The sequence below is a fragment of the Ralstonia sp. 22111 genome, from assembly GCF_052045895.1.
GTDB lineage: Bacteria > Pseudomonadota > Gammaproteobacteria > Burkholderiales > Burkholderiaceae > Ralstonia > Ralstonia wenshanensis.
In genome coordinates this window covers 1-21,061 of record NZ_JBQEPR010000009.1, presented here as the reverse complement: position 1 = coordinate 21,061, position 21,061 = coordinate 1, and the positions used below count along the sequence as shown (strand labels likewise).

Genomic DNA, 21,061 nt, shown 5'->3' with positions numbered 1-21,061 from the left:
GTCACTCCACGTCGAGATGGCGCGACAACTCAATCGCGCGTCGGATGTCGGCTTCCTGTGTCGACTTGTCACCGCCACATAACAGGATGATCAGTACTGCGCCACGCTGGGCGAAATACACCCGGTAGCCGGGGCCGTGATTGATACGTAGTTCACTGACACCAGCTCGGACAGGCTTCACATCACCTGGATGACCCAGTTGCAAGCGGTCGATGCGCACCTGGATACGGCGCTGCGCAGTCTTGTCACGCAGCCTCGAAAACCAGGTGTCGAAAGCGTTGGTGGTGCGGATCGTCAGCATGCGGGGATGCTAAGGGTCGCACTTCAACCTGTAAACTATAGTTCACAAATGGTCACAACCACAATGCCGAGCGGGCTTGTCAACGGGCCCCCTGCCGCACGTTGAACACTGCACGCAGCCCGAGCGCCACCAGGGCCGCCGCCGTACAGAACGTCATCAGTCCCGTCCAGCGCGCGCTCGTCCACGCCAGGCTCGCGCCATACGCGCCCACCGACATGCCGATGAACAGCGCCGTCATGAACACCGCGTTGATGCGGCTGCGCGCTTCGGGTGCCAATGCATAAATGATGGTCTGGTGCGAGACCAGTGCCGCCTGCACGCCCACGTCAAAGATGAGCGTGCCGATCACGATGGCGATCAGCGATTGCGGGAACAGCGCCATCGCGGCAAACGTCACTGCCATGAGCAACGCGCCACCCGCTGCGATGTGGCCGGGCGCAACGCGGCCCGACAATCGCCCGGCAATGCTCGCGCCCAGTGCGCCTGCGGCACCGGCAAAGCCAAGCAGCCCTGCTTGCCCGGTCGAGAGCCCGAGCGTACCCGTCAGGTGTAACGCCACAGTCGACCAGAAGCCCGAGAACGCAATGCCGATGAACGCTTGCGTGATGGCCGACGCGCGCAGCCGCGGATGCTGGGCGAACAGCGTGCCGAGCGAGCGCAGCAACACGAGGTAGGGCTGCCTCGTGGTGGCGGAGGGCGGCGCCACACCAAAGTGCGCGGCCCGTACGGCAATCGCCAGTCCGACAATCGCCACCGCTGAGACGCCGAATGCCGCGCGCCAGCCGAAATGGTCCGCCACGATGCCGCTGAACACGCGTGAGCTGACGATGCCGATCAACAGCCCCGTCATCACCGTGCCGATGTTGCGATTGCGGTTGTGGTCCGTGCTGATGGCGGCGGCGCTGGGCACGAAGTCCTGCGCCATGGTGGCTGACAGCCCCACCGCAAAGCCTGCCGCTGCCAGCAGGGGCAGGTTGGGCGCAAGGCAACTGGCGATGAGCGCCAGCGTGAGCAGCACCGCCTTCCACAGGATGACGATGCGGCGATCGTAGCGGTCGCCCAGCGGGCCGAAGAAAAAGATGCCGCTGGCGTAGCCCGCCGCCGTAAGCGTTGGCAGCACGCCCAAGGCCTGCGGCGCGATGGCGAGGTCGCGGCCGATCAGGCCCAGTAGCGGGTGGTTCAGGTAAATGCACGCCACGCTGATCCCCGCGCCGGCGGTGAGCAGGCGGATCAGCCCTTGGGTGTCAGGTGCGGCAGGTGCGGTGGTGGTATTGGCAGGCGTTGGGGACGCAGGCGAGGTCGACATGGGAACCTCATGGAGGAGATTGCTGCATCGCAGCGAAGCGGCGATCCTAACAACTTTCCTCTGGGCCTGCTGACGGCCAATAACCTTGCTGATGGTGGTGTCAGGCGCGCTGTCCGGCGGGGGCGGGCGCTGCGGCGGGGGTCTCTTCCACGTCTTCGCTATGGCCGCCCTGCACGTCGTGGCCAGCGTTGTCGATCCACAGACGAGCGCGATCTTCGCCCACGCGCGACAGCTCCATGCGGTATTCGTAGCGGTCGGGCCGGTAAAGGCCCTGCAGCAGTTGCACGGGTCGCCCGCTCATCTCGCGCACGATGCGCTGGACGGAAAGCAGCGGCGCGCCCACCGACACATCCAGATACTGCGCCGTCGCCACATCGGCCAATCGCGCGGAAACCACCTGCGACGCCCGGTCGATCCGCACGCCCGAGCCCTCAATCAGCCGCAGCAGCGACTGGTTCGCCAGGCGGTCCAGCGTGAGCTTGCTCGTCACGTCCAGCGGCAGCCACGTGGTGATGAGCGCCATGGGCGTGTCTTCCAGGTGGCGCACGCGCACGAGTTTCTTGATCGGCGTGCCGGGCGGGATTTCCAGGCACTTGGCCTCGTCGGGCGGGGCCAGCACGTCTTCAAATTCGACGACGACGGCGGAGGTGCGCTCGCCCACGTCGATGATGTTCTGCAGCAGCGTCTGGGCGCCGCCGCCCATCGTCACCGGGTCATCGGGTTTGACGACAAACGTGCCCATGCCGCGATGGCGGCGCACCAGCCCTTCCTTGACGAGGTAGTCGAACACGCGCCGCATCGTGACGCGCGACGCGCCGAACTGGCGGGCCAGCTCGATTTCGCCCGGCATCGGGCCGTCACTGAACCGGCCCTCAAGAATCTGTTGGCGCAGGACGACGTAGATCTGGTGGTAGAGCGGTACCACGGCATCAGGCATGGCAGTCGTGGTTCCGGGCGTGAGCAGCGAGGTCGAGGGCGAAGTCAGGAGGGGCAACCATCAGCCGATGGTGGGAAGGCGCGGGATGCGTTGGAAAGCCGGGTTGAACGCGGCCGTTTGCCCTTTCATTCGCGACGATAGGGCGTTTTTCCGGGCCTGTAAAGTTGTGTGTTACCCGTTGGCCGGAGGCGTATCCGCAGCCGTTGCAGCGGGATTTTCCCCCTGCCCATAACGGGGATTGCGCTCGCGTATCGAGTTCTTGGGCGCAACCGGCTCGCCCAGCGCATTGACCAGCGCCACGTGGATCGGCGTGCCGCTTTCGCGGTCGCGCAACAGGATCGGGCCTTCGCCGTCGGGCGTGAGGTAGCGGTCGCCCCATTGCATCAGCGCGACGATGGCGGGCAGCAGGTCGACGCCCGCCCGCGTGAGCCGATAGGCGTCGCGCACGCGGTCACCCGGCTCCTGGTATGGCACGCGCCGCAGGATGCCGTACGTCACCAGTGCCTTGAGCCGCGACGACAGGATCGCCGACGAGCACCCGGTGCGGCGCAAAAATTCATCAAACCGCGTCACGCCCGAAAAAGCCTCGCGCAGCACAAGCAGCGTCCATTTCTCGCCGACGATCGACACGGCGGCCGCGATGGAGCAAGGCTGTTCCATCGACGTCACAAGCTCCGACGCCGCTGGGACGGGGAAGGGTTCCGGAATTCTCATGGCAAAAGCATAGTCAATTCTGACTTTACTTGCAAAAGTCAGGGTTTCTGCTAATCTAGCTTCAAATTAGAAAGCCAGGCGGTGATCCCGTGCTGGCGGCCAATAACAACGATCCATCGCGTGAGGAGATCCCCATGCTTTACACCATCCACCGTTACCCCGCCGAATGGATCGACCGCTGGACCATGCACGACGGCTCCATCGCCACCGTGCGCCCGATTCTGCCGCAAGACGCCCCGCTTGAGGCCGCTCTGGTCGAGGGGCTGTCGTCCGAGTCCCGCTATGCGCGCTTTCTAGTGGGCGGTGGCCGCCTGACCGACGAGATGCTCGCCGCCTATACACAAATCGACTACGTGAACCACATGGCGCTGGTCGTGAGCGTGGCGCGCCCCGACGGCACCGGCGAAGACCTCATCGCCGACGGCCGCTTTGTGGTGGAAGACGGTGTAGCCGAGTTCGCCATGCTGGTGGCCGATGCGTGGCAGGGCAAGGGCGTCGGCCGGCGCCTGTTTGCCACGCTGGTCCGCGCTGCGCGGGTGTCCGGCGCGCGAGAGGTCTTCGGTGAAGTGCTGTCCATCAACCGCCGCATGATCAGCCTCGCGCGCGATGCGGGTTTCCGCGTGGCCAATGTGCCGGGCGACGCCACCGTCTGCACCGTGCGCCTGCCGCTGGCGGCCGCCGAAGCCGTCATGACGCCATTCGTTTTCGCCTGAACCGTCCCAGTTTCGCGTGCCTGCGCCCATGCAGGCGCGCTGACCGTGTGTCTCTTTCGCCGCCGTTGGGCGGCTTCTTTTTTGGCTGATTCATCGAATTCAGTGTTGCTCAGGGCAAAAAAACATCGCTTTTGTGGATGAATGGAGGCGCATAGACTCCTCTGCGTGGCCTGGTGCGTGGGTGCCCCCCACCTGCGTGCCGGTGCTGCCTTATGCAATCGCTACCCTCTTTGCCCCACACCATGAGCGACGTCACCCCCGTGCTTGCACCGTTTCACCTGGCTTTTCCTGTCCACGACATTGCCGCGGCGCGCGCCTTTTATGGCGGCATCCTCGGTTGCCCGGAGGGCCGCAGCTCGCCGGACTGGGTGGATTTCAATTTCTACGGCCACCAGATCGTCGCCCATCTCGCGCCCGACGAAATCGGCCACCGCAAGACCAGCGCCGTCGATGGCGACAACGTGCCCGTGCGCCACTTCGGCGTGGTGCTTTCCATGCCCGAGTGGGAAGCCGCCGCCGATAAGCTGCGCGCCGCCGGCATCGCGTTCATCGTCGAGCCGCACATCCGCTTCAAGGGCGAAGTGGGCGAGCAGGCCACGATGTTCTTCCTCGACCCGTCGGGCAATGCGATGGAGATGAAGGCGTTTGCCAACATGGCGTCTCTGTTTGCCAAGTAAGGCGGCGCGGCGCGCGTATCCTTGCGCTTCTCTTCTGATCCGCGCGCCTCATGCTTCGAGAACTCAAGACCTTCATCGCCGTCGCTCGGTACGGCACCTTTGCGGGCGCGGGCGAGCGCATCGGCCTGACGCAGTCGGCAGTGAGCGCGCAGATCCAGCGGCTAGAAGAATCGCTCGGCTTTCAATTGTTCGATCGCACGGGGCGCTCGGCCACGCTCAATGCCGCCGGGCGCGATGCGCTGGCGTTGGCCGAGCACATCGTCACGCTGTACGACCGTCTGGGCGACCAGGCCGGCGGCAACGAGCAGCGCGGCCTGGTGCGCATCGGCGCGATTGCCTCGGTGCAGACGTCGTTCCTGGTGGATGCGCTGGTACAGTTCCGCAGTGAATTTCCGCATTGCCGCGCACGCATCGTGCCGGGCGTCTCGCTTGATCTGCTCGGTTTGGTGGATGCCGGCGAGATCGACCTCGCCGTGCTGATCCGGCCCCCGTTTTCGGTGCCGGCTGATCTGGAATGGCGCACGCTGGTGGCCGAACCCTTCGTGCTGCTGGTGCCGGCCAGCGTGCCCGGCGACGACTGGCGCGCGCTGCTCGCGCATCAACCGTTCATCCGCTACGACCGCCGCTCGTTCGGCGGCCGCCGCGTCGACCAGTTCCTGCGCGACCAGCGCATCACCACGCACGACGTGATCGAACTCGACGAGCTGCAAGGCATGACGCAGCTCGTGGCGCGCGGGCAGGGCGTCGCACTCGCCCCGCAGACCGCCGCGCAAGTCGGGTGGCCGTCCGGCACACGTGCCATCAGCCTGGGCGACGCCACCTTCTACCGCGAGATCGGCCTGATCGAGCGCCCACGCCACAGCCGCCAGCCCATTGCGGGGCGGCTTGCCGATTGCATTGACGAAGCCGCGCGTCCGCATCAGTGATGCGGTGTGCCGCGGGCACTCAACCGATCAAAAGCTCAGGCTCTGTTCGATTTCCTGAACCTTGCGCCGCGCCAGCGCCAGGTTCGATTTGTTCTTGTCGAGCACGACGTAGAGGAACAACCCGGGCTTGCTCGCGACGGGGCGAATGATGTGGTACTGCTTGCTGAGCGTAATCAGGATGTCGTCAATGACGTCGTCGAGCTTGAGCGCCTGCATGGTCTTGAGCTTGGCGCGTACCACCTCGGTATTGCCCGCTGCGGCGAGTTCGAGATCGATGCCATCGCCTGCCGATGCGAGGATCATGCCGCTGGCGCTGTCGACCAGCATGGCGCACATCGCACCGTCGAAGGTGGCGAGATGGGTAATGGAACTGTTGAGATTGCTCATGATTGGACTCCCCCGATGGTGTGAGTAGGTTGTGGCGATGAAATCAGTGCGACCACGGCCAATGCGGCTAGGCGGGTCGGTGCAGCAAAGACATGGCGGGCAGCGCAGCGAGTTCTTCTGCGATGCGCTTGGCCTCCCACAGGGCGCGCCCGAGCACGGCATCGTGCCGGTTCGCCATGCACACCTGCACGATCGCGGACTGGCGCACGGGCTGGAACACCATGGTCCCCATGTCGGTTTCGAGCACCATGCGGTGGCAGGTGTTGAATTGCATCTCGCGCCCCAGCGCACGCACCACCGACATGACCGTGCTGGTCATGGCCGAGAGGCGTGCCGCGCTATAGCGCGTTGGGTCCAGCGCAGAGGCAATCGTGAAGCCGTCGAGCGTACAGAGCGTCGCGGCGGACAGGTCGGGTAGCGCATCGGCGTACCTCGTCAGCACCGCCGTGGCGGCGTGCGTGAGTTCGGTTGGAACGGGGGATACTGCTGCGTTCATGTTTGCAGGGTGTAGAGCATGATTTCGACGATATCGAGCATCTGTGCCGGCTCGCGGACATCGGCCATGACCACCGGAATGGCCCGCCCGAGCACCTGGCTGAGCCGGGCGGAAAATGCATCGACCTGGGCGGGCGTGGCCGGCCGCGCCACGAGCACCAGCGTGGATGGCTGTGTGGGTTCGGAGGCGATGCGACGCAGCAGCGGGATGCAACGCTCGCCGACGTCGGGAGCGTTGACGTCAACCATGACGATCGCGCCGGCGATGACGGAGATGAGCCAATCCCGCAGGAAATCGAAACGGTCCTGCCCGGGGCTGCCGTACACCTGCAGCAGTTCGCCATTGCCCAGGTCCACCTCGCCGAAGTCGACGCCAACGGTTGTGGTGGCCTTGGCGGACGCGTGGCGATCAAGATTGGGCACATCGCAATCGATGGTCACCTCACCGCATAGCGTGCGAATGGCTGTTGTCTTGCCGATGCCCATCGGGCCGAAAATACCAATGCGATGCATTCAGTGTCGGCCCTGTAGCTGATGGCGAGACGTCCGCAGCCAGCGTCCGACGACGTCGAAGAAGCGGCTGTGCGAAACACTTGCGTTTGCGGGCGTGGTTGCCACGGGAGCATCGCGGTGCACGTCGATCTGCAGGGCACCAAGCCGGTTTAGCGTGCGCAGCAGCAGGCGGGCTTCTTCCTGTTCGAGTCCGCCGTCCGTCGTCAGCCAACGCAGGCTGACCGCGCGATTGGTCATGGTTGCCATCGCCCGCCGGAAACGCAGCGCCTGCAGATGCATCTCGAGCGTGACCCAGCGCAGCAGGCGGTAGGTCGGCTCGGGGCTGGCCTCAGTTGTTTGCGTGGGGAGAGATTCGACGGGTGCGGTGCTCGGACGCGCGGGTTTGTCCATGAGACGCAGCGCGACGCGATCCAGCGTCACCCAGAGGTCCGGCAGGCTGAACCCGAGTGGCAAGTGGAACGCGTCGTCGCCGTGGCTGGATTGTGGTGTCTCGTCGAGCCAGATCTTGATGGGAGCTACAGCGACCGCATCGGCCGACTCGGGAGCGAGTACCACCACATCGGCCTGGCCGGGCAGGACTTCATCCCATTGATAGAGCGAGCGACCGACAAGCGCGCCGATGCCTGAGCGCAGCCGGCGCTGCAGACCTTCATCAAGATGCTGCAATGAGATGCGGCCACGTCGATGATCCACGCGCGCGTGGCTCGGTGCGAGCGGCTCCATGCCTGTTCCCCCCAATTCAGATATCCCGAACCACGAGAACGGCCGGCGCATTGCGCGGTACTTCTGCGTGGAGATGCGGCATGCATGCCGGGGCTTGATCAAGCCACTGGTGCGCTGCCTGCTGTTGTTTGTGTCTCGATTCCGGCGCCGTTCTGGCGCCCGTCAATCGGTGAGCGAGAGGCTAGCATCGTCATCGGCGCCTTTGGGCGGGCCTGAGGAATCTTGAGTTTTGCTTGTGAATCGCTGAGCAGTCCGGGAGGGGAGCGAAGTGACGAGACACAGGCCCGGCATCGGTGATACCGGACATACGCCGCGGCTCATTGACCGGGCGTTATATCGGCTCGTATATTACGGCCGGTCATCCATCCACTTTCCCGGGTCTGTCATGCAACGTTTCTTGCCGCGCGCGCACGTGCGCACCATTGGTCTGGTCGCTGCGTTGTCGCTGGGCTTGGCAGCGCCCGCGCATGCGGCGGACCTCGTTGTTTCAGCGGCCGCCAGCCTGACCAACGCCTTCAAGACGATTGCGCAGCAGTACGAAGTGCTGCATCCGGACACCAAGGTCGTGCTCAACTTTGGCGCGTCCGACGTGCTGATGCAGCAGATCGTGAAGGGTGCCCCCGCTGACGTGTTTGCCTCTGCCGATCAGGAAGCGATGAACAAGGCCGTGGCCGAGAAAGTCATCAAGGCTGAGACGCGCCACGACTTTGTCGCCAACCAGCTCGTGCTGATCGTGCCGGCCGCAGGCACGGTGCCCGTGCATGCCCTGACCGATCTCACGAGGCCCGACGTGAAGCGTGTGGCGATCGGCAATCCGGCGTCGGTGCCGGTGGGCCGCTATGCCAAGCGTGCGCTGGAAGCGGCCAAACTGTGGGAGCCGGTAGAGGCCAAGGCGGTGCTGGCGCAGAACGTGCGGCAGGCGCTGGACTATGTGTCCCGCGGCGAGGTCGAGGCCGGCCTGGTGTTTTCCACCGATGCCGCCATCGCCGCCGACAAGGTGAAGGTGGCGAGCCCCGTGCCGCTGAATGTGCCGCTCACGTACCCGATCGCCGTGACATCCGGCACGAAGCAGCCGCAGCCGGCGGCCGACTTTGTGGCGTATGTGCTGTCGCCGGCGGGCCAGTCGGTGCTGGCCCGGTACGGTTTTCTGAAACCTTGATTACGCGGTAGCCGGTTGACCCGCGCGCTCGGCATCCTGCTTGGGCGTGCGGTGAATGCGCAGCACCAGGAAGGCACCCGCCACGCACAGCCCGCCCGAGATCATGGAAGCGAGCGTGTAGTTGCCCAGCGAAGCGCGCATCATGCCCGCACCCAGCGTGGCGAATGCTGCGCCCAGCTGGTGCCCCGCGACGATCCAGCCGAACACGATGGGCGCGGCGGCCTTGCCGAACACATCGTTGGTCAGGCGCACGGTGGGCGGCACGGTGGCAATCCAATCCAGGCCGTAGAAGACGGCGAACACCGGCAGGCCGAAGAACTCGAAGCCGAACGCATACGGCAGGTAGATCAGCGACAGCCCGCGCAGGCCGTAGTACCAGAACAGCAGCACGCGGCTGTTGTAGCGGTCGGACAGCCAGCCCGACAGCGTGGTGCCCACCAAGTCGAAAATCCCCATTGCGGCGAGCAGGCTCGCGCCCTTCACTTCGGAGAACCCGTGGTCTGCGCACATGGCGATGAAGTGCGTGCCGATGTAGCCGTTGGTGCTCGCACCGCAAATGAAGAAGCTGGCAAACAGCAGCCAGAAATCGCGCTTGCGTGCCGCCTGCACGAGCGTCTGCATGGCCAGGGTGATCGGGTTGGCGCGCGGGCCTTGCGCGGCTTCCGGCGCATCGGCGGGTTCGCCATAGGTGCGCAGCCCGACGCTCTTGGGCGATTCCGGCAGCAGCAGCCACACGACCGGCAACAGCAGCGCCAGCGCGCCGGCCACGATCAGCACCACCGGGCGCCAGCCGTAGCTCTCGACCACCGCGGCCATCATCGGCAGGAACACGAGCTGGCCCGTGGCCGAACTGGCCGTCAGGATGCCCATGGCCAGCCCGCGATGCGAAGTGAACCAGCGGTTGACCACCGTCGCGCCCAGTGTGATGGCCGCCACGCCCGTGCCGCCGCCGACCATCACGCCCCACAGCAGCACCATCTGCCACGGCTCATGCATCATCGCCGAGAGTGCCGTGCCCGACACCAGCACCGCCAGCGCACCCAGCACCGTCGGGCGGATGCCGAAATACTGCATCGATGCCGCCGCAAAGGGCCCCGTCAGGCCGTACAGCGCAATACCGATGGAGATGGCCAGTGAGATCGTGCTGCGGCTCCAGCCGAATTCGTGTTCGAGCGGCAGCATCATGACGCTGGGCGTGGCGCGTGTGCCGGCCGCGCACAGCAGGATCAGGAACACCACCGCGAGCGCAAGCCAGCTGTAGTGGAAACGGGGGGCGATGAGGCGGGCAAGTCGCTGCATGGGGCGTCCGATTGTTCGATGCTTTTTCGATTCTTGTTGGGGCGACAATATCGCATTCGTTACCGGTCGGTAACAACGTGGTTGCGATAGTAGGTACCGATCGGTAACATGTCAAGCTGCATTCGAATGACACCGGCGTGGCTGGGGGTTTGCCTCCCACCGCGCTTGCAGGAGCATCACCATGGCCACGCTCAATCGTCGCGGACCTCGCGCACTTTCCACCACCGTTGATCAGCCCAAGCCGACGCCGCGTCGCATCAGCGGCGAAGACGCGCACGCCAGCCTGCTTGAAGCGGCTCGTCAACTGTTTTACTACGAAGGCGTGCGGGCCGTTGGTGTCGAAGCCGTGGTGGAGAAGGCCGGCGTCAACAAGATGAGCCTCTATCGCCAGTTCAAGTCGAAGGACGATCTCGTCATCGCCTACCTGGAGCGCAGCGACGAGAGCTTCTGGGGCTACTTCAACGCCAGCATGGCCAAGCACCCGGCCGACGCGCGCGCGCAACTGCTGCAGTTCTTCATCGATGTCTCCGAACGCGCCTCACGCCCCGGCTACCGGGGCTGCCCGTTCGTGAATGTGGCGGCGGAGTTTCCGGACCTGACGCATCCGGCGCGGCAGTTTGTCCAGCGCAACAAGGCGCTGCTGCTCGCTCGCCTGCGTGATCGCGCCCAGGCCGCCGGGGCGGCCGATCCCGATGCGCTGGCCGATGACCTGGCTTTCCTCATCGAAGGCGCCTATACCGCCAGCCAGACCTTCGGCACCGATGCGCCGCGCCTGATCAAGAGCCTGCCGCGCACGGCACGCGTGTTGCTCGATGCGGCTATCCCAGCGCGCAAACCGGACTGATGTTGTAGCGCGCTCACGCAGACAAGACATGGGCGCGCGGGTGTCGTGGGATGCCGCTACACTCGCTGGCATTGTTGCTTCGGCTGCACCTTGATGACGCCCAACCAAGCCCCGCTGTCTCCCGTTCGTACGACACCCGCCACGCCGCTCACGTTGCCGGCTGCGCTGTCGCAGGCGCAACGCGCGCTCGATCGCATCGTGCTCGGCAAGCCGCTGCAGATTCGTCTGGCGCTGGCGTGTCTGCTCGCACGCGGGCATCTGCTGCTGGAAGACCTACCCGGTGTGGGCAAGACCACGCTGGCGCATGCGCTGGCCCGCACGCTTGGCCTGCAATATCAGCGCGTGCAGTTCACGAGCGATCTGCTGCCCACCGACCTGATCGGCGTGTCGATCTACGTGAAAGAGAAGGGCGCATTCGAATTCCACCCGGGGCCGCTGTTCGCGCAGGTGGTGCTGGCCGATGAAATCAACCGCGCCACGCCCAAGGCGCAAAGCGCGCTACTCGAAGCGATGGCCGAAGGGCAGGTCACGCATGACGGGGCGACGTATCCGTTGCCCGAGCCGTTCTTCGTGATTGCTACGCAAAACCCGCTGAACCAGATCGGCACGCATCCGCTGCCGGAATCCCAACTGGATCGCTTCACGATGCGGCTGTCGCTGGGTTATCCCGATCAAAGTTCCGAACGTGCGCTGTACCTCGGCGGCGGTGCGCCGCAAGACATCGAGCCGGTGTTGAGCGCCGCGCAGGTCATCGCCTTGCAGACGGCTGCCGATGCCGTGCACGTGGCACCGGCGCTGGTCGACTACGTGCTCGCACTGGTGAATGCCACGCGCACCGATGCACAGGTGCAGATGGGCCTGTCGCCGCGCGCCGGGCTGGCGTTGCTGGCGGCTGCGCGTGCCTGGGCGCTCATTGATGACCGCGATGCCGTGCTGCCCGAAGACGTGCAAGCCGTATTCAAGGCTGTGGCGGCGCACCGGTTGCTGCCCACGGGCGGCACGCTGTCGGCAACCGCACTGGCGCAGCGGCTGCTCGATACGGTTGCCATTCCCTAAGTAGGCAGCGCCATGGCGCGATTGCGATCCCTGCTGCTCGCGCCGTTGCGTCTGCTCGGTACGGGCCTGGCGATGCTGCCCGGCATACGGTTTGTGCGGGCACGCGTGCAACGCTTTCTGCAGCGACCGCGCAAGCCGCGCGAAGGCCGCATCCGGCTGGACCGCAATCACGTCTACATCCTTCCCACAGCGGCCGGCGGCGGCTTTGCGCTGCTGCTGGTGGTGATGCTGCTCACCTCGCTCAACTACAACGTGAGCCTGGGCTTCCTACTGACGTTCGTGCTGGCTGGCGTGGCGGCGTCGGCCATGTGGCAGACCCATCGCAACCTCGTTGATCTGGAAGTGCGCGGCGCGGCGGGCGATGCCGTGTTTGCCGGGCATGCGTTGAATGTGGGCGTGGCATTGGCCAATGTCACGCCATGGGCGCGTGTGGGGGTGGACGTGAGCGCCGCGCAAGCCGCCGCGGTGGAAACGTCGCTCGACGCGCAGGACGCCGTGGTGGCCGCGTTGTCTTTCGCCGATCAGCCGCGCGGCTGGTTCAAGTTGCCGCGCCTGACGGTGTCGACGCGTTTTCCGCTTGGCCTGTTTCGCGCGTGGAGTTATGCCGATGCGCCGCTGACCGTGCTCGTCTATCCCGCGCCCGAACCGTCCGCGCCACCGCTGCCCGCGAGCTTTGCGCCCGACCCTGGCGACGAAGACGACACGCGCGCCGCGCGCACCCATGTCGAAGAAGCCGCAGACCAACTGCGCACATACCGCCCCGGCGACGCACTGCGCAGCATTGCCTGGAAACACAGCGCGCGGCTCGACACATGGATGAGCCGCACCGGCCAGCAAGTCCGTCACGCGCAATGCGTGCTTGCGTGGGAAGCATTGCCGCCCTCGATGAACGTGGAGCAACGCCTGTCGCGGCTGTGCGCCTGGGTGCTGGCCGCCGAGAACGCGCCCGCCGGTGATGAGCCCGAATACACGCTGAGCCTGCCGGGCGTTGTCATTGGTCCGGCGAGAGGTGCCGCGCATCGGGATGCATGTTTACGGGCGTTGGCGTTGTGGGGCAAGCCTGCGATGCCGGAAGGCGAAACCGCATGACGACGACCGCCACCATCGGCACCGAAGCGGCCGCCTTCGGCTCCGCCCGCGCGCTGACCCATCGCGAACATGGCTGGCTGATTGCGCAGCTTGCCGTCGTGCTCGCGCCGCTGCTGCGTGCGCTGCCGCTCGTCACGTGTGCGGTGTTCGGCGTGCTGCTGCTCTGGCGCGCGCTGCTGTGGGTGCGGGGCGCGCCATTGCCGGGCAAGTGGGTGCTGGGGCTGACGGGCGTGGCCACGCTTGTCGTAACACTGGCACTCGCCATGCGCACCGGCGGAAACATCGGCCGGGACTTGTCGGTGGCGCTGCTTGGCGCGTTTCTCGTGCTCAAGCTGATGGAATCGCACACCGTGCGCAACGGCGTGCTCGTCACGCAGCTGTGCTGCTTCCTGCTGCTCTCGCAGGTGCTGTTTGACCAGCCGCCCTGGCTGGCCGCCACCATGCTGGCGACCGTGGCGCTGCTGTTGCGCAACTGGCTGTTGCTGCTGCATCCGCAGGCGCGCGCGCGCGTGTCGCCTGCGCGTGTGCTTGCGCGCCTGGTGCTCATGGGTTTGCCGTGCGCGGCAGTGCTGTTCCTGTTGTTTCCGCGGCTGGATCATCCGCTGTGGCGCCTGCCGCAAACAGCCGACACCGCAGTCAGTGGCCTGTCTGATCGCATGGCGCCCGGCTCTGTCGGCCAGTTGATCCTGTCCGACGATCTTGCCTTCCGCGTTGACTTTGTCGGCGCGCCGCCACCGCTCGACACGCTCTACTGGCGCGGCATGGTGCTGTGGCGTTTCGATGGCCAGACATGGACGGCTGCATCGATGCGGCAACGTCCCGCACCGGAAAGCGTACCCAATTCTGCGGACGCAATCAGCGGCGCGCCGGGTGTGTTCGACTACAACATCACGCTGGAACCGACGCGCCAGCGCTGGCTGTTTGCGCTCGATCGTGGCCAGTCGATCGAGGCGCGCGACGGCACCGGCCGCAGCATCGACGGCGAGTTCCTCAGCACGCAACTGCTCGACCAGCGCGTGCGCTATCACGCGCGGTCGTGGTTGCCCGGGCGCAATCGCACGGATGACGCGGGTGCCCTCGACCCGCTCACGCAGCAGATGGCGCTGGCTTTGCCCCCGGGCAATCCACAAGCGCGTGCGTTGGCAGCGCAGTGGGCACCGCTGCCGCCGGCCGAGCGCGTATCGGCAGCCCTCAAGCTATTCGGCCGCGCACCGTTTGCCTACACGCTTGAACCGGAGCCGCTGCATGATCAGCAGATCGACGATTTCCTCTTCCGCACGCACCGTGGTTTCTGCGAGCACTACGCGGGCAGCTTCGTCTTTCTGATGCGCGCGGCGGGCGTGCCGGCGCGTGTGGTGGTCGGTTACCTCGGGGGCGAGGTGAACGCCATGAGCGGTGACATCATCGTGCGCCAGTCCGATGCACATGCTTGGGCTGAGGTGTGGCTCGACGGACGCGGCTGGGTGCGTGTGGACCCGACCGCCGCCGTTGCACCGCAACGCGTTGAACGCGGCTTGGCCGCCGCCGTGCCGGCGAGTGAATTCCGCTCGCGCCGTGCGGAAGAGCCGGGCTGGCTGCGCAGCGTGCGCTGGGGGCTGGATGGCCTCATCAGCGGCTGGAACAGTTGGGTACTCGGCTACGACCGCAATCGCCAGGCGCGCCTGTTTGCGTGGCTGGGGCTCGATGCGGCGGACCCCCGCGCGGTGCTGTGGGGCGTGTCGGGCCTCTTCCTGCTCGCGGCGCTGCCGCTTTTGTGGCAGCAGCGCAAGCCCAAGCCTGACCCGGTGCAAGCCCAGTGGCAGCGCTTGTGTGACAGGCTGGCGCGGCATGGTTGCACGCGTGGCGTTGCCGAAGGCCCGATGGTCTATGCCGAGCGCGCTGCCACGCAGTTTCCACAAGCGGCACAGGCGTTGCGCGATGCCGCGGCCGGCTATGTCGCCCTACGCTATGGGCGTGACGATGGCGATGCGCAAGCGCGTGCCCGGCGGTTCACGCAATGGCGCGAAGCCGTTGCGCAAGTTCGTCTGGGCTAACGCGCAAGCTGTTGATCGGCTTAGAAGATGTGCCCCAAATGCGGGCACCCGCTCGGTTGATCCAGCGCGCTGGTCATTCACCTGTGATGGAATATTTTCCGATCCAGGGATTAAATATTTCGGATAGATAACTCGGGCAGTGCAATAACTGCACGCAGTTTCCCGATTGCAGATAATCGGTGCGACACAGTCGCGCAGGGCATGCGCATTATCGGTGCATATTCGATTGGATTAGGCGTCGATACCCTCACTGGCACAGCGGGAACCTTTCTCATACGATGGTTTTCGTACCGCTTCCGCTGCACTGCAACGTTTGACGAGAACACCAGCCCAGCTGGGTTTCCGGGCAGCAGCGGTTTCGCAGATTCCGCAGGAGCCATACCAATGCATCGACCGAAACGCATGCTTGTCGAGAATGTCGCGTGGGCGCACGAAACAGCCGCGCGCGACCCCGAATTCTTTTCGCGTTTGGCCCAAGGCCAACAACCCCAGGTGTTATGGATTGGGTGTGCGGATAGCCGTGTGCCGGCTGAAACCATTACCCATTCCAACCCGGGCGATTTATTCGTCCACCGCAATATCGCCAATCTTGTTTGCCCGGCGGACGACAACACAATGAGCGTGCTGGAATATGCGGTGCGCGTGCTCAAGGTCGCGCACGTGATCGTGTGCGGGCATGATGGCTGCGGCGGCGTCCGTGCATCGCTGCTGCCGCCGCCCGACGGATTGCCACACGTGGCGCGCCGCATTGCGCCGCTGTGCGCGCTGGCAGGTCACCACCGTGCAGAACTCGATGCCGTGCCCGATCTGGACGCGCGCGTCAACCGCCTGGCTGAACTCAACGTACTCGAACAGGTGCGCTGCCTGCGCGAGAGCCCCATCGTGCGCGAGGCGGAACGCCCGCCGCGCATACATGGCTGGATCTTCGGCCTGGCCGATGGGCATATCCGCGTGCTGGCGTCGGGCGATCCCGATGCGGAACACGCCACCCGTGGTGACATCCTGATGCCCGCCGAGGCCATCGCTTAACCCGATCGGCGGTGGCTTTCGCGGCTGTCGCCCGTTCCCGACGTTTTCTCTCCTCACGCATGCCGGCGGTGCCCCCGCCCGCAGGCAGGCGTTTGCGCGTGCGCAGTTCCTACAACTCCCACAACCATGCAGACACCAACCTCACCGGCTTTCTTCCCGCGCGACATGCTCGCCGGGCTCATCGTGTTTTTTGTCGCCCTGCCGCTGTGCCTGGGTATTGCCAATGCATCGGGTGTTGACCCGCTTGCCGGGCTGCTCTCCGGCATGATCGGCGGCATGGTCGTGGCGCTGCTCAGCGGCTCGCAATTGAGCGTGAGCGGGCCGGCTGCCGGCCTCGTCGTGATCGTGGTGGATGGCATTGCCAAGCTGGGCGGCTTCTCGGCGTTTCTGGTGGCTGTGGCGCTGGCGGGCGCGCTGCAGTTTGTGTTCGGCATGCTGCGCGCTGGGCGCTTTGCGGCGTATGTGCCGTCGTCGGTCATCAAGGGCATGCTCGCGGCGATCGGGCTGCTGCTGATCATCAAGCAGATGCCGCTGGCGTTCGGGCTGGCAGGCGAGGACGGCGCTGCAGGCGTCGTGGGCGCGGGCATGATCGCCACGCCGTGGGGCTCGGTCTCGTTGCCGGCGTTGCTGGTGTCGCTGTTGTCAGCCGCCGTGCTCATCGGTTGGGACACGCCGATGCTGCGCCGTTTCACGTTGGTCCGCGCACTGCCTTCACCGCTGGTTGTGGTGGCACTCGGCATTGGCGTGACGTTGCTCCTGGAGGTGGTGGCGCCGGGCATTGCAGTACCGGCCGAGCATCGTGTCGATCTACCGTCGCTGGCGTCGTTTGGGGCGTTTCTCGATGCGCTTGAGTCGCCCACGCTCGGTGCACTGGGCAATCCCGATGTCTGGCGCGTAGCCATGGCATTGGCCATCGTGGCCAGCCTCGAGACGCTGCTGTGCCTGGAGGCGGTTGAGCAGATCGACCCAAAGAAACGTGCCGCATCGCCGGATCGCGAGCTGAAGGCGCAAGGCGTGGGCAACATGGTGGCGGGCCTGCTGGGCGGGTTGCCCATCACGTCCGTCATCGTTCGCAGTTCGGCCAACGTGCACGCCGGCGCGCAGAGCCGCTGGTCGGCGGTCGTGCATGGCGTGCTGCTGCTGGCGAGCGTGTTTGCGCTCACCGCCATCGTCAATCTGATTCCGCTGGCGTGCCTGGCCACCATCCTGATCTTCACCGGCTACAAGCTGGCCAAGCCGTCGCTGTTCGTGGCGGTGGCGCGGCAGGGGTGGGACCGCTTTGCACCGTTCATTGCAACCATCGTCGGCGTGCTGCTGACGGACTTGCTGATCGGCATCGTGATCGGCATTGCGCTGAGCATCGCGCTGGCGATTCGCGCCAACCTGCGCCGCACGATTGTCATGGCGCGCCATCACGACCACTTCCTGCTCTCGTTCCGCAAGGATGTGTCCTTCATGGGCAAGGTGCCGCTCAAGCGCTATCTGGCGCAAGTGCCGGATCACGCCACGCTCATCGTCGACGGTGCCCGCGCGGATTACATCGACCCCGACGTGCGCGAGATGGTCGAGCACTTCATCGAGGCAGCGCCGGCACGCGGCATCGTGATCGAGCGCCATCACTTTGATGCGACCGTGCCACAGCGTGCTCCTGGGCTTCGCATGCCGCGCCTGCCATTTGTGCGAACGGCTGCCCGATAACGTGGGCCTGGATTTAACTCAATTTGAGTAATTTGGAGGGCGTTGTTGCATAAATCCGCCCGCCACGCGGCGAGCTGATGTTTACGCACAACGGTGCGGACAGATAGAGCTGTAAACAATGCGGCTGGCTGCGTAGATTCTCGACTTTTGCCGGGAAGATGCACAGGGACACACAGGAGCGAGGCGAGCCCAAGGGCATATCGCGTCAAGAACTGGGCGGCGTACAACGCTGGCCTGATTGCCAGGGGAGACGTCACGAAGTGGATTGAACAAAGCGTGTTGGCGTCGTCCGACGTGGGCATGTCCAGGCGCGGTCGCCCGTGCGTCTATCCGGATGCTGTTATCCAGATGCTGCTTGGCCTCAAGCAGGTGTTCCGCCTGCCGCTGCGCGCGCTGCAAGGTTTCGCCATGAGCTTGCGCAAGCTTGCCTTCGCAGACCTTCCTGTGCCGAACTACACGATCTTGAGCAGGCGCGCGCAGGACTTGGCGGTCATCCTGCCTGCGCTGCGCACCGGCGAGCCTATGCACCTGGTGGTCGACAGCACCGGCCTGAAGGTGTTTGGTGAAGGCGAATGGAAAGTGCGCAAGCACGGTTATTCCAAGCGCCGCACTTGGCGCAACGTTCATCTGGCGATGGATGCCAAGAGCGGTCAGATATGCGCCGCATTGATGACGCATCAGGATGTCGGCGACGCCGACGTGTTGCCTGACTTGTTCGACCAGTTGCCGCCTGGCACGTCCATGGACGTCGTTGGCGGTGACGGCGCTTACGACACCAAGTCGTGTCATGCGGCGATTGCAGCCGCAGAGGCGCGACCCTCGATTCCACCGCGCGAGAGCGCGATGCCGTGGCCTGACGCTGCACCCGGCGCGGCATGGCGCAATGCGGCCATCGGCGCCATCGCAACGAGCAGCAGACGCGAATGGAAAAAGGCCAGCGGCTATCACCGCCGCTCGCTGGTCGAGAACCTGATGTATCGGCTCAAGACGCTCACGGGTCATTCCCTGTGGGCGCGCATTGTTGGCTCCCAGGCAACGGAGGTGGCCATCCGCGCAGGCGTGCCCAACCGCATGACCGCGCTCGCTCGCCCGCAGTCCGTCCGCGTCGCCCGAATTATGCCTCACAGGGAGAGCTCCGCCTTCAAATTCGATTTATGCAACAACGCCATTCGTACTGATAAACGCAATTCGCGCAAAGGCACCTTCGGGTGCCTTTTTTGTGGCAAATGTCAAGTGCCCGACATAATCGTTGAAAATCTGCTTGGCCAAGCTGTGGTATGCGTATACGCCCCAAGCAATCAACCGAGAGGTAAAGTGGAATGAGCAGCTACGAGTTTCCCTTTCTGGAGAAAGGACTCATTCGCCCACTATGGAAAACGTCAGAAGATACTTGCACTGCCATCGACGGAAATGAGTTCAGCCTGTCAATGGAAAAATCCCCTCCAAAGCTGAGTTATCTTGAACTGCCTCCGCCCAAGTCTCAACAAGATACGAAACCGTTCAGAGGGTTGTCTGTGGAGCTGCGAGAATGGATATTAACTCGGCCACCGCCTCCCCCGCCCCCACAACCCAAGCCAGCCCCGACAATAGCTCCTGCGACAAGGAAACCGAGGGTTAAGCCGTTTGACCTGCAAGACATTCCAGACGTAATGGACCGGATTGGCTGGCCCGTATCGGCTAAGCTACAACGCAGGTGGTTTGCTGGGGCACTGAACTATGCAAATACCGACGACGGTGCACGAGACGGTATCAATCAGGACGGCAAGCCATTTCCGCCCAGCATGATTGACACTACCATCATTAAATTGGACTGGCTATTTCGTTTTCCAAGAGCAAAAGAGGCGTTTGAATATCTTTCCAGAAAGGATGTGCTGTTCACGGCTCGCTCCAGGGATGTATTGGCGAGAAAATTTAAGAGACTTAGACCCACCAGTCGGTGCTTGAGCACATGGAAGTTATGTGATGGAAATATTCACGAATATCATAAAAACTTCCAGTTTCAGCTTGTCTCTGTTGACTCCGACTTTTATAGCAAACTAAAAATGTTCATGCGGGGCGTGGCTGTGCCGAATGGCATTTGGATGGATGATTTGTATGGGGCGCTTGGAGCATTCACATTTGACGCTGCCATTGATAGCTACTCATACATGGTCTACAGCAATGGTCGGGCTCGCCTGGAAATTTATGGGGTATCTATATACGCACGGGACGTTTTCACCTTCCATGACCGCTCTGATGAATGGGGTACGCAGTACCTTGGCCATTGGAACAAGACGGGGTTTATCATTATCCCAGCAGGAACCATTGCAGGAGAAATAACAAAATCTGATATTCTTTGGTATACGGTAACGAGAAATGCCTACATTTCAGAGAAGAACGTCTACTACCCCATTCGAAACAAAGATTATCGAAATTGGCAACTCAAACACGGTCAAGGCGGGGATTTTATTATCTACTCCGATAGGCGAAGCATTCCATTGGCTGGACCCATGGTCATTGAATTTAACATAGAGTGATCAGCATATGCGTCAAAGAATAGGAGTGGCAAAGGTCGCATTTGTTGCGGCAATTGCGGAGGCTTTTATATTAATTGCGATTAATGAATTGGCTATCACCCGGAACAGTTATGTTGAGGGGACTGGCATTGTTCCTAGTGGAGTGGCTTTTTTTTCCATAGCCTTGGTATTTATTATTTTTTCTAGTATTTTGTGGATATTGTTTCTTTTGGTCGCCCTTATTCAATGCAGAGACGCTAATTCTCAAGGCGGAAAATTGATGCTTGCTGGATCGTTTCTTGTTCGCATTTGCATGGTATCAGCGCAGCTTTATGTAATTTTTTCTACACCTCACTACCATTAGTTTGCTTTAAATCAATCAATTTTCGTGGCGCTTTTATTTTGTTTTTAATCCAATTAATTGGCCTCACCTCCCTTATTCAATATAATCCACATAATAACGAAAGGGGAATGCAATGAGGACGATATGGGAAATTGAAGAAGAAATGGACGCACAGAGCGAGCAAAGCAATATCGGTGCCGTCATGGATTTGGTGGACGAATTAGGGAATATGTCCGATTCGCTAGGCGTTGTTGCATAAATCCGCCCGCCACGCGGCGAGCTGATGTTTACGCACAACGGTGCGGACAGATAGAGCTGTAAACA

The 21,061-nt window shown here is 63.5% G+C and carries 22 protein-coding genes and 1 pseudogene; 13 read left to right on the top strand and 10 right to left on the bottom strand.

What is annotated here, in order from left to right:
* Nucleotide 1: 1 nt before the first annotated feature.
* The 4 genes from ACTJK4_RS20210 to ACTJK4_RS20195 all read right to left on the bottom strand — a co-directional run bounded on the left by ACTJK4_RS20210 (nt 2) and on the right by ACTJK4_RS20195 (nt 3,258).
* Nucleotides 2-301: a type II toxin-antitoxin system RelE/ParE family toxin gene (locus ACTJK4_RS20210; protein WP_260801189.1), complete on the bottom strand. Its 300-nt coding sequence runs from the start codon at nt 299-301 to the stop codon at nt 2-4.
* Nucleotides 302-380: 79 nt separating this feature from the next.
* Nucleotides 381-1,607 (bottom strand): MFS transporter, encoded by a 1,227-nt coding sequence (locus ACTJK4_RS20205; RefSeq protein WP_322018112.1) that lies wholly within the window; start codon nt 1,605-1,607, stop codon nt 381-383.
* 100 nt (nt 1,608-1,707) lie between these two features.
* Nucleotides 1,708-2,544: a GntR family transcriptional regulator gene (locus ACTJK4_RS20200; protein ID WP_440077603.1), complete on the bottom strand. Its 837-nt coding sequence runs from the start codon at nt 2,542-2,544 to the stop codon at nt 1,708-1,710.
* Between the two features lie 171 nt (nt 2,545-2,715).
* The gene (locus ACTJK4_RS20195) at nt 2,716-3,258 is read right to left on the bottom strand and encodes a winged helix-turn-helix transcriptional regulator (RefSeq protein WP_260801192.1); all 543 of its coding nucleotides are present in this window, start codon (nt 3,256-3,258) and stop codon (nt 2,716-2,718) included.
* A 134-nt stretch (nt 3,259-3,392) separates the two neighbouring features.
* Between ACTJK4_RS20195 and ACTJK4_RS20190 the strand changes: the two genes are divergently transcribed.
* From ACTJK4_RS20190 to ACTJK4_RS20180, 3 genes are all read left to right on the top strand, one after another.
* Nucleotides 3,393-3,971 carry a GNAT family N-acetyltransferase gene (locus ACTJK4_RS20190; protein ID WP_232038724.1) on the top strand — a complete coding sequence of 193 codons (579 nt, stop codon included), beginning with the start codon at nt 3,393-3,395 and terminating at the stop codon, nt 3,969-3,971.
* Between the two features lie 242 nt (nt 3,972-4,213).
* Complete coding sequence (locus ACTJK4_RS20185) at nt 4,214-4,648, top strand: VOC family protein (protein ID WP_440077602.1); 435 nt, start codon at nt 4,214-4,216, stop codon at nt 4,646-4,648.
* A 50-nt stretch (nt 4,649-4,698) separates the two neighbouring features.
* Nucleotides 4,699-5,574, top strand: a complete 876-nt coding sequence (locus tag ACTJK4_RS20180; protein WP_440077601.1) for a LysR family transcriptional regulator — start codon at nt 4,699-4,701, stop codon at nt 5,572-5,574.
* Between the two features lie 27 nt (nt 5,575-5,601).
* Here the strand turns inward: ACTJK4_RS20180 and ACTJK4_RS20175 are convergent, their stop codons facing one another.
* The 4 genes from ACTJK4_RS20175 to ACTJK4_RS20160 all read right to left on the bottom strand — a co-directional run bounded on the left by ACTJK4_RS20175 (nt 5,602) and on the right by ACTJK4_RS20160 (nt 7,692).
* Nucleotides 5,602-5,961, bottom strand: a complete 360-nt coding sequence (locus tag ACTJK4_RS20175; protein WP_232038721.1) for a hypothetical protein — start codon at nt 5,959-5,961, stop codon at nt 5,602-5,604.
* A gap of 67 nt (nt 5,962-6,028) precedes the next feature.
* The gene (locus ACTJK4_RS20170; protein WP_440077600.1) at nt 6,029-6,457 is read right to left on the bottom strand and encodes a roadblock/LC7 domain-containing protein; all 429 of its coding nucleotides are present in this window, start codon (nt 6,455-6,457) and stop codon (nt 6,029-6,031) included.
* Entirely contained in the window at nt 6,454-6,969 is a 516-nt protein-coding gene (locus ACTJK4_RS20165; protein ID WP_232038719.1) for a GTP-binding protein, read from the bottom strand. Before ACTJK4_RS20165 ends, ACTJK4_RS20170 begins: the two co-directional genes overlap by 4 nt.
* On the bottom strand, nt 6,970-7,692 hold the full coding sequence (locus ACTJK4_RS20160) for a hypothetical protein (protein WP_440077599.1): 723 nt from the start codon (nt 7,690-7,692) through the stop codon (nt 6,970-6,972).
* A gap of 385 nt (nt 7,693-8,077) precedes the next feature.
* Here ACTJK4_RS20160 and modA point away from each other — a divergent pair, with 385 nt between their 5' ends.
* Nucleotides 8,078-8,851 (top strand): molybdate ABC transporter substrate-binding protein, encoded by a 774-nt coding sequence (gene modA / locus ACTJK4_RS20155; protein ID WP_440077598.1) that lies wholly within the window; start codon nt 8,078-8,080, stop codon nt 8,849-8,851.
* On the opposite strand, the gene ACTJK4_RS20150 is transcribed toward modA, so the two are convergent.
* Nucleotides 8,852-10,150 (bottom strand): MFS transporter, encoded by a 1,299-nt coding sequence (locus ACTJK4_RS20150; RefSeq protein WP_260801199.1) that lies wholly within the window; start codon nt 10,148-10,150, stop codon nt 8,852-8,854.
* Nucleotides 10,151-10,331: 181 nt separating this feature from the next.
* On the opposite strand from ACTJK4_RS20150, the gene ACTJK4_RS20145 reads away from it, so the two are divergent.
* From ACTJK4_RS20145 to ACTJK4_RS20105, 9 genes and pseudogenes are all read left to right on the top strand, one after another.
* Nucleotides 10,332-10,994, top strand: coding sequence for a TetR/AcrR family transcriptional regulator (locus ACTJK4_RS20145; protein ID WP_232038715.1), 663 nt, complete (start codon nt 10,332-10,334; stop codon nt 10,992-10,994).
* Between the two features lie 93 nt (nt 10,995-11,087).
* On the top strand, nt 11,088-12,050 hold the full coding sequence (locus tag ACTJK4_RS20140) for an AAA family ATPase (RefSeq protein ID WP_232038714.1): 963 nt from the start codon (nt 11,088-11,090) through the stop codon (nt 12,048-12,050).
* Nucleotides 12,051-12,062: 12 nt separating this feature from the next.
* Nucleotides 12,063-13,139, top strand: a complete 1,077-nt coding sequence (locus ACTJK4_RS20135) for a DUF58 domain-containing protein (protein WP_440818781.1) — start codon at nt 12,063-12,065, stop codon at nt 13,137-13,139.
* The gene (locus tag ACTJK4_RS20130) at nt 13,136-15,172 is read left to right on the top strand and encodes a transglutaminase TgpA family protein (protein ID WP_440818780.1); all 2,037 of its coding nucleotides are present in this window, start codon (nt 13,136-13,138) and stop codon (nt 15,170-15,172) included. Before ACTJK4_RS20135 ends, ACTJK4_RS20130 begins: the two co-directional genes overlap by 4 nt.
* 384 nt (nt 15,173-15,556) lie before the next feature.
* Nucleotides 15,557-16,201 (top strand): carbonic anhydrase, encoded by a 645-nt coding sequence (locus ACTJK4_RS20125; protein ID WP_440818779.1) that lies wholly within the window; start codon nt 15,557-15,559, stop codon nt 16,199-16,201.
* Between the two features lie 126 nt (nt 16,202-16,327).
* Nucleotides 16,328-17,899 (top strand): SulP family inorganic anion transporter, encoded by a 1,572-nt coding sequence (locus ACTJK4_RS20120; RefSeq protein WP_440818778.1) that lies wholly within the window; start codon nt 16,328-16,330, stop codon nt 17,897-17,899.
* A 158-nt stretch (nt 17,900-18,057) separates the two neighbouring features.
* A pseudogene (locus ACTJK4_RS20115) lies at nt 18,058-19,009 on the top strand (IS5 family transposase); the annotation flags it as partial.
* A gap of 209 nt (nt 19,010-19,218) precedes the next feature.
* A complete protein-coding gene (locus ACTJK4_RS20110) occupies nt 19,219-20,415 on the top strand; it encodes a DUF6402 family protein (RefSeq protein ID WP_440818777.1) in 1,197 nt (398 codons plus the stop codon).
* 25 nt (nt 20,416-20,440) lie between these two features.
* Nucleotides 20,441-20,758 carry a hypothetical protein gene (locus ACTJK4_RS20105; RefSeq protein ID WP_316881783.1) on the top strand — a complete coding sequence of 106 codons (318 nt, stop codon included), beginning with the start codon at nt 20,441-20,443 and terminating at the stop codon, nt 20,756-20,758.
* A gap of 72 nt (nt 20,759-20,830) precedes the next feature.
* Here ACTJK4_RS20105 and ACTJK4_RS20100 read toward each other — a convergent pair.
* Nucleotides 20,831-21,061, bottom strand: a 231-nt coding sequence (locus tag ACTJK4_RS20100) for a hypothetical protein (RefSeq protein WP_440818776.1), incomplete at its 5' end; no start/stop codon positions are given.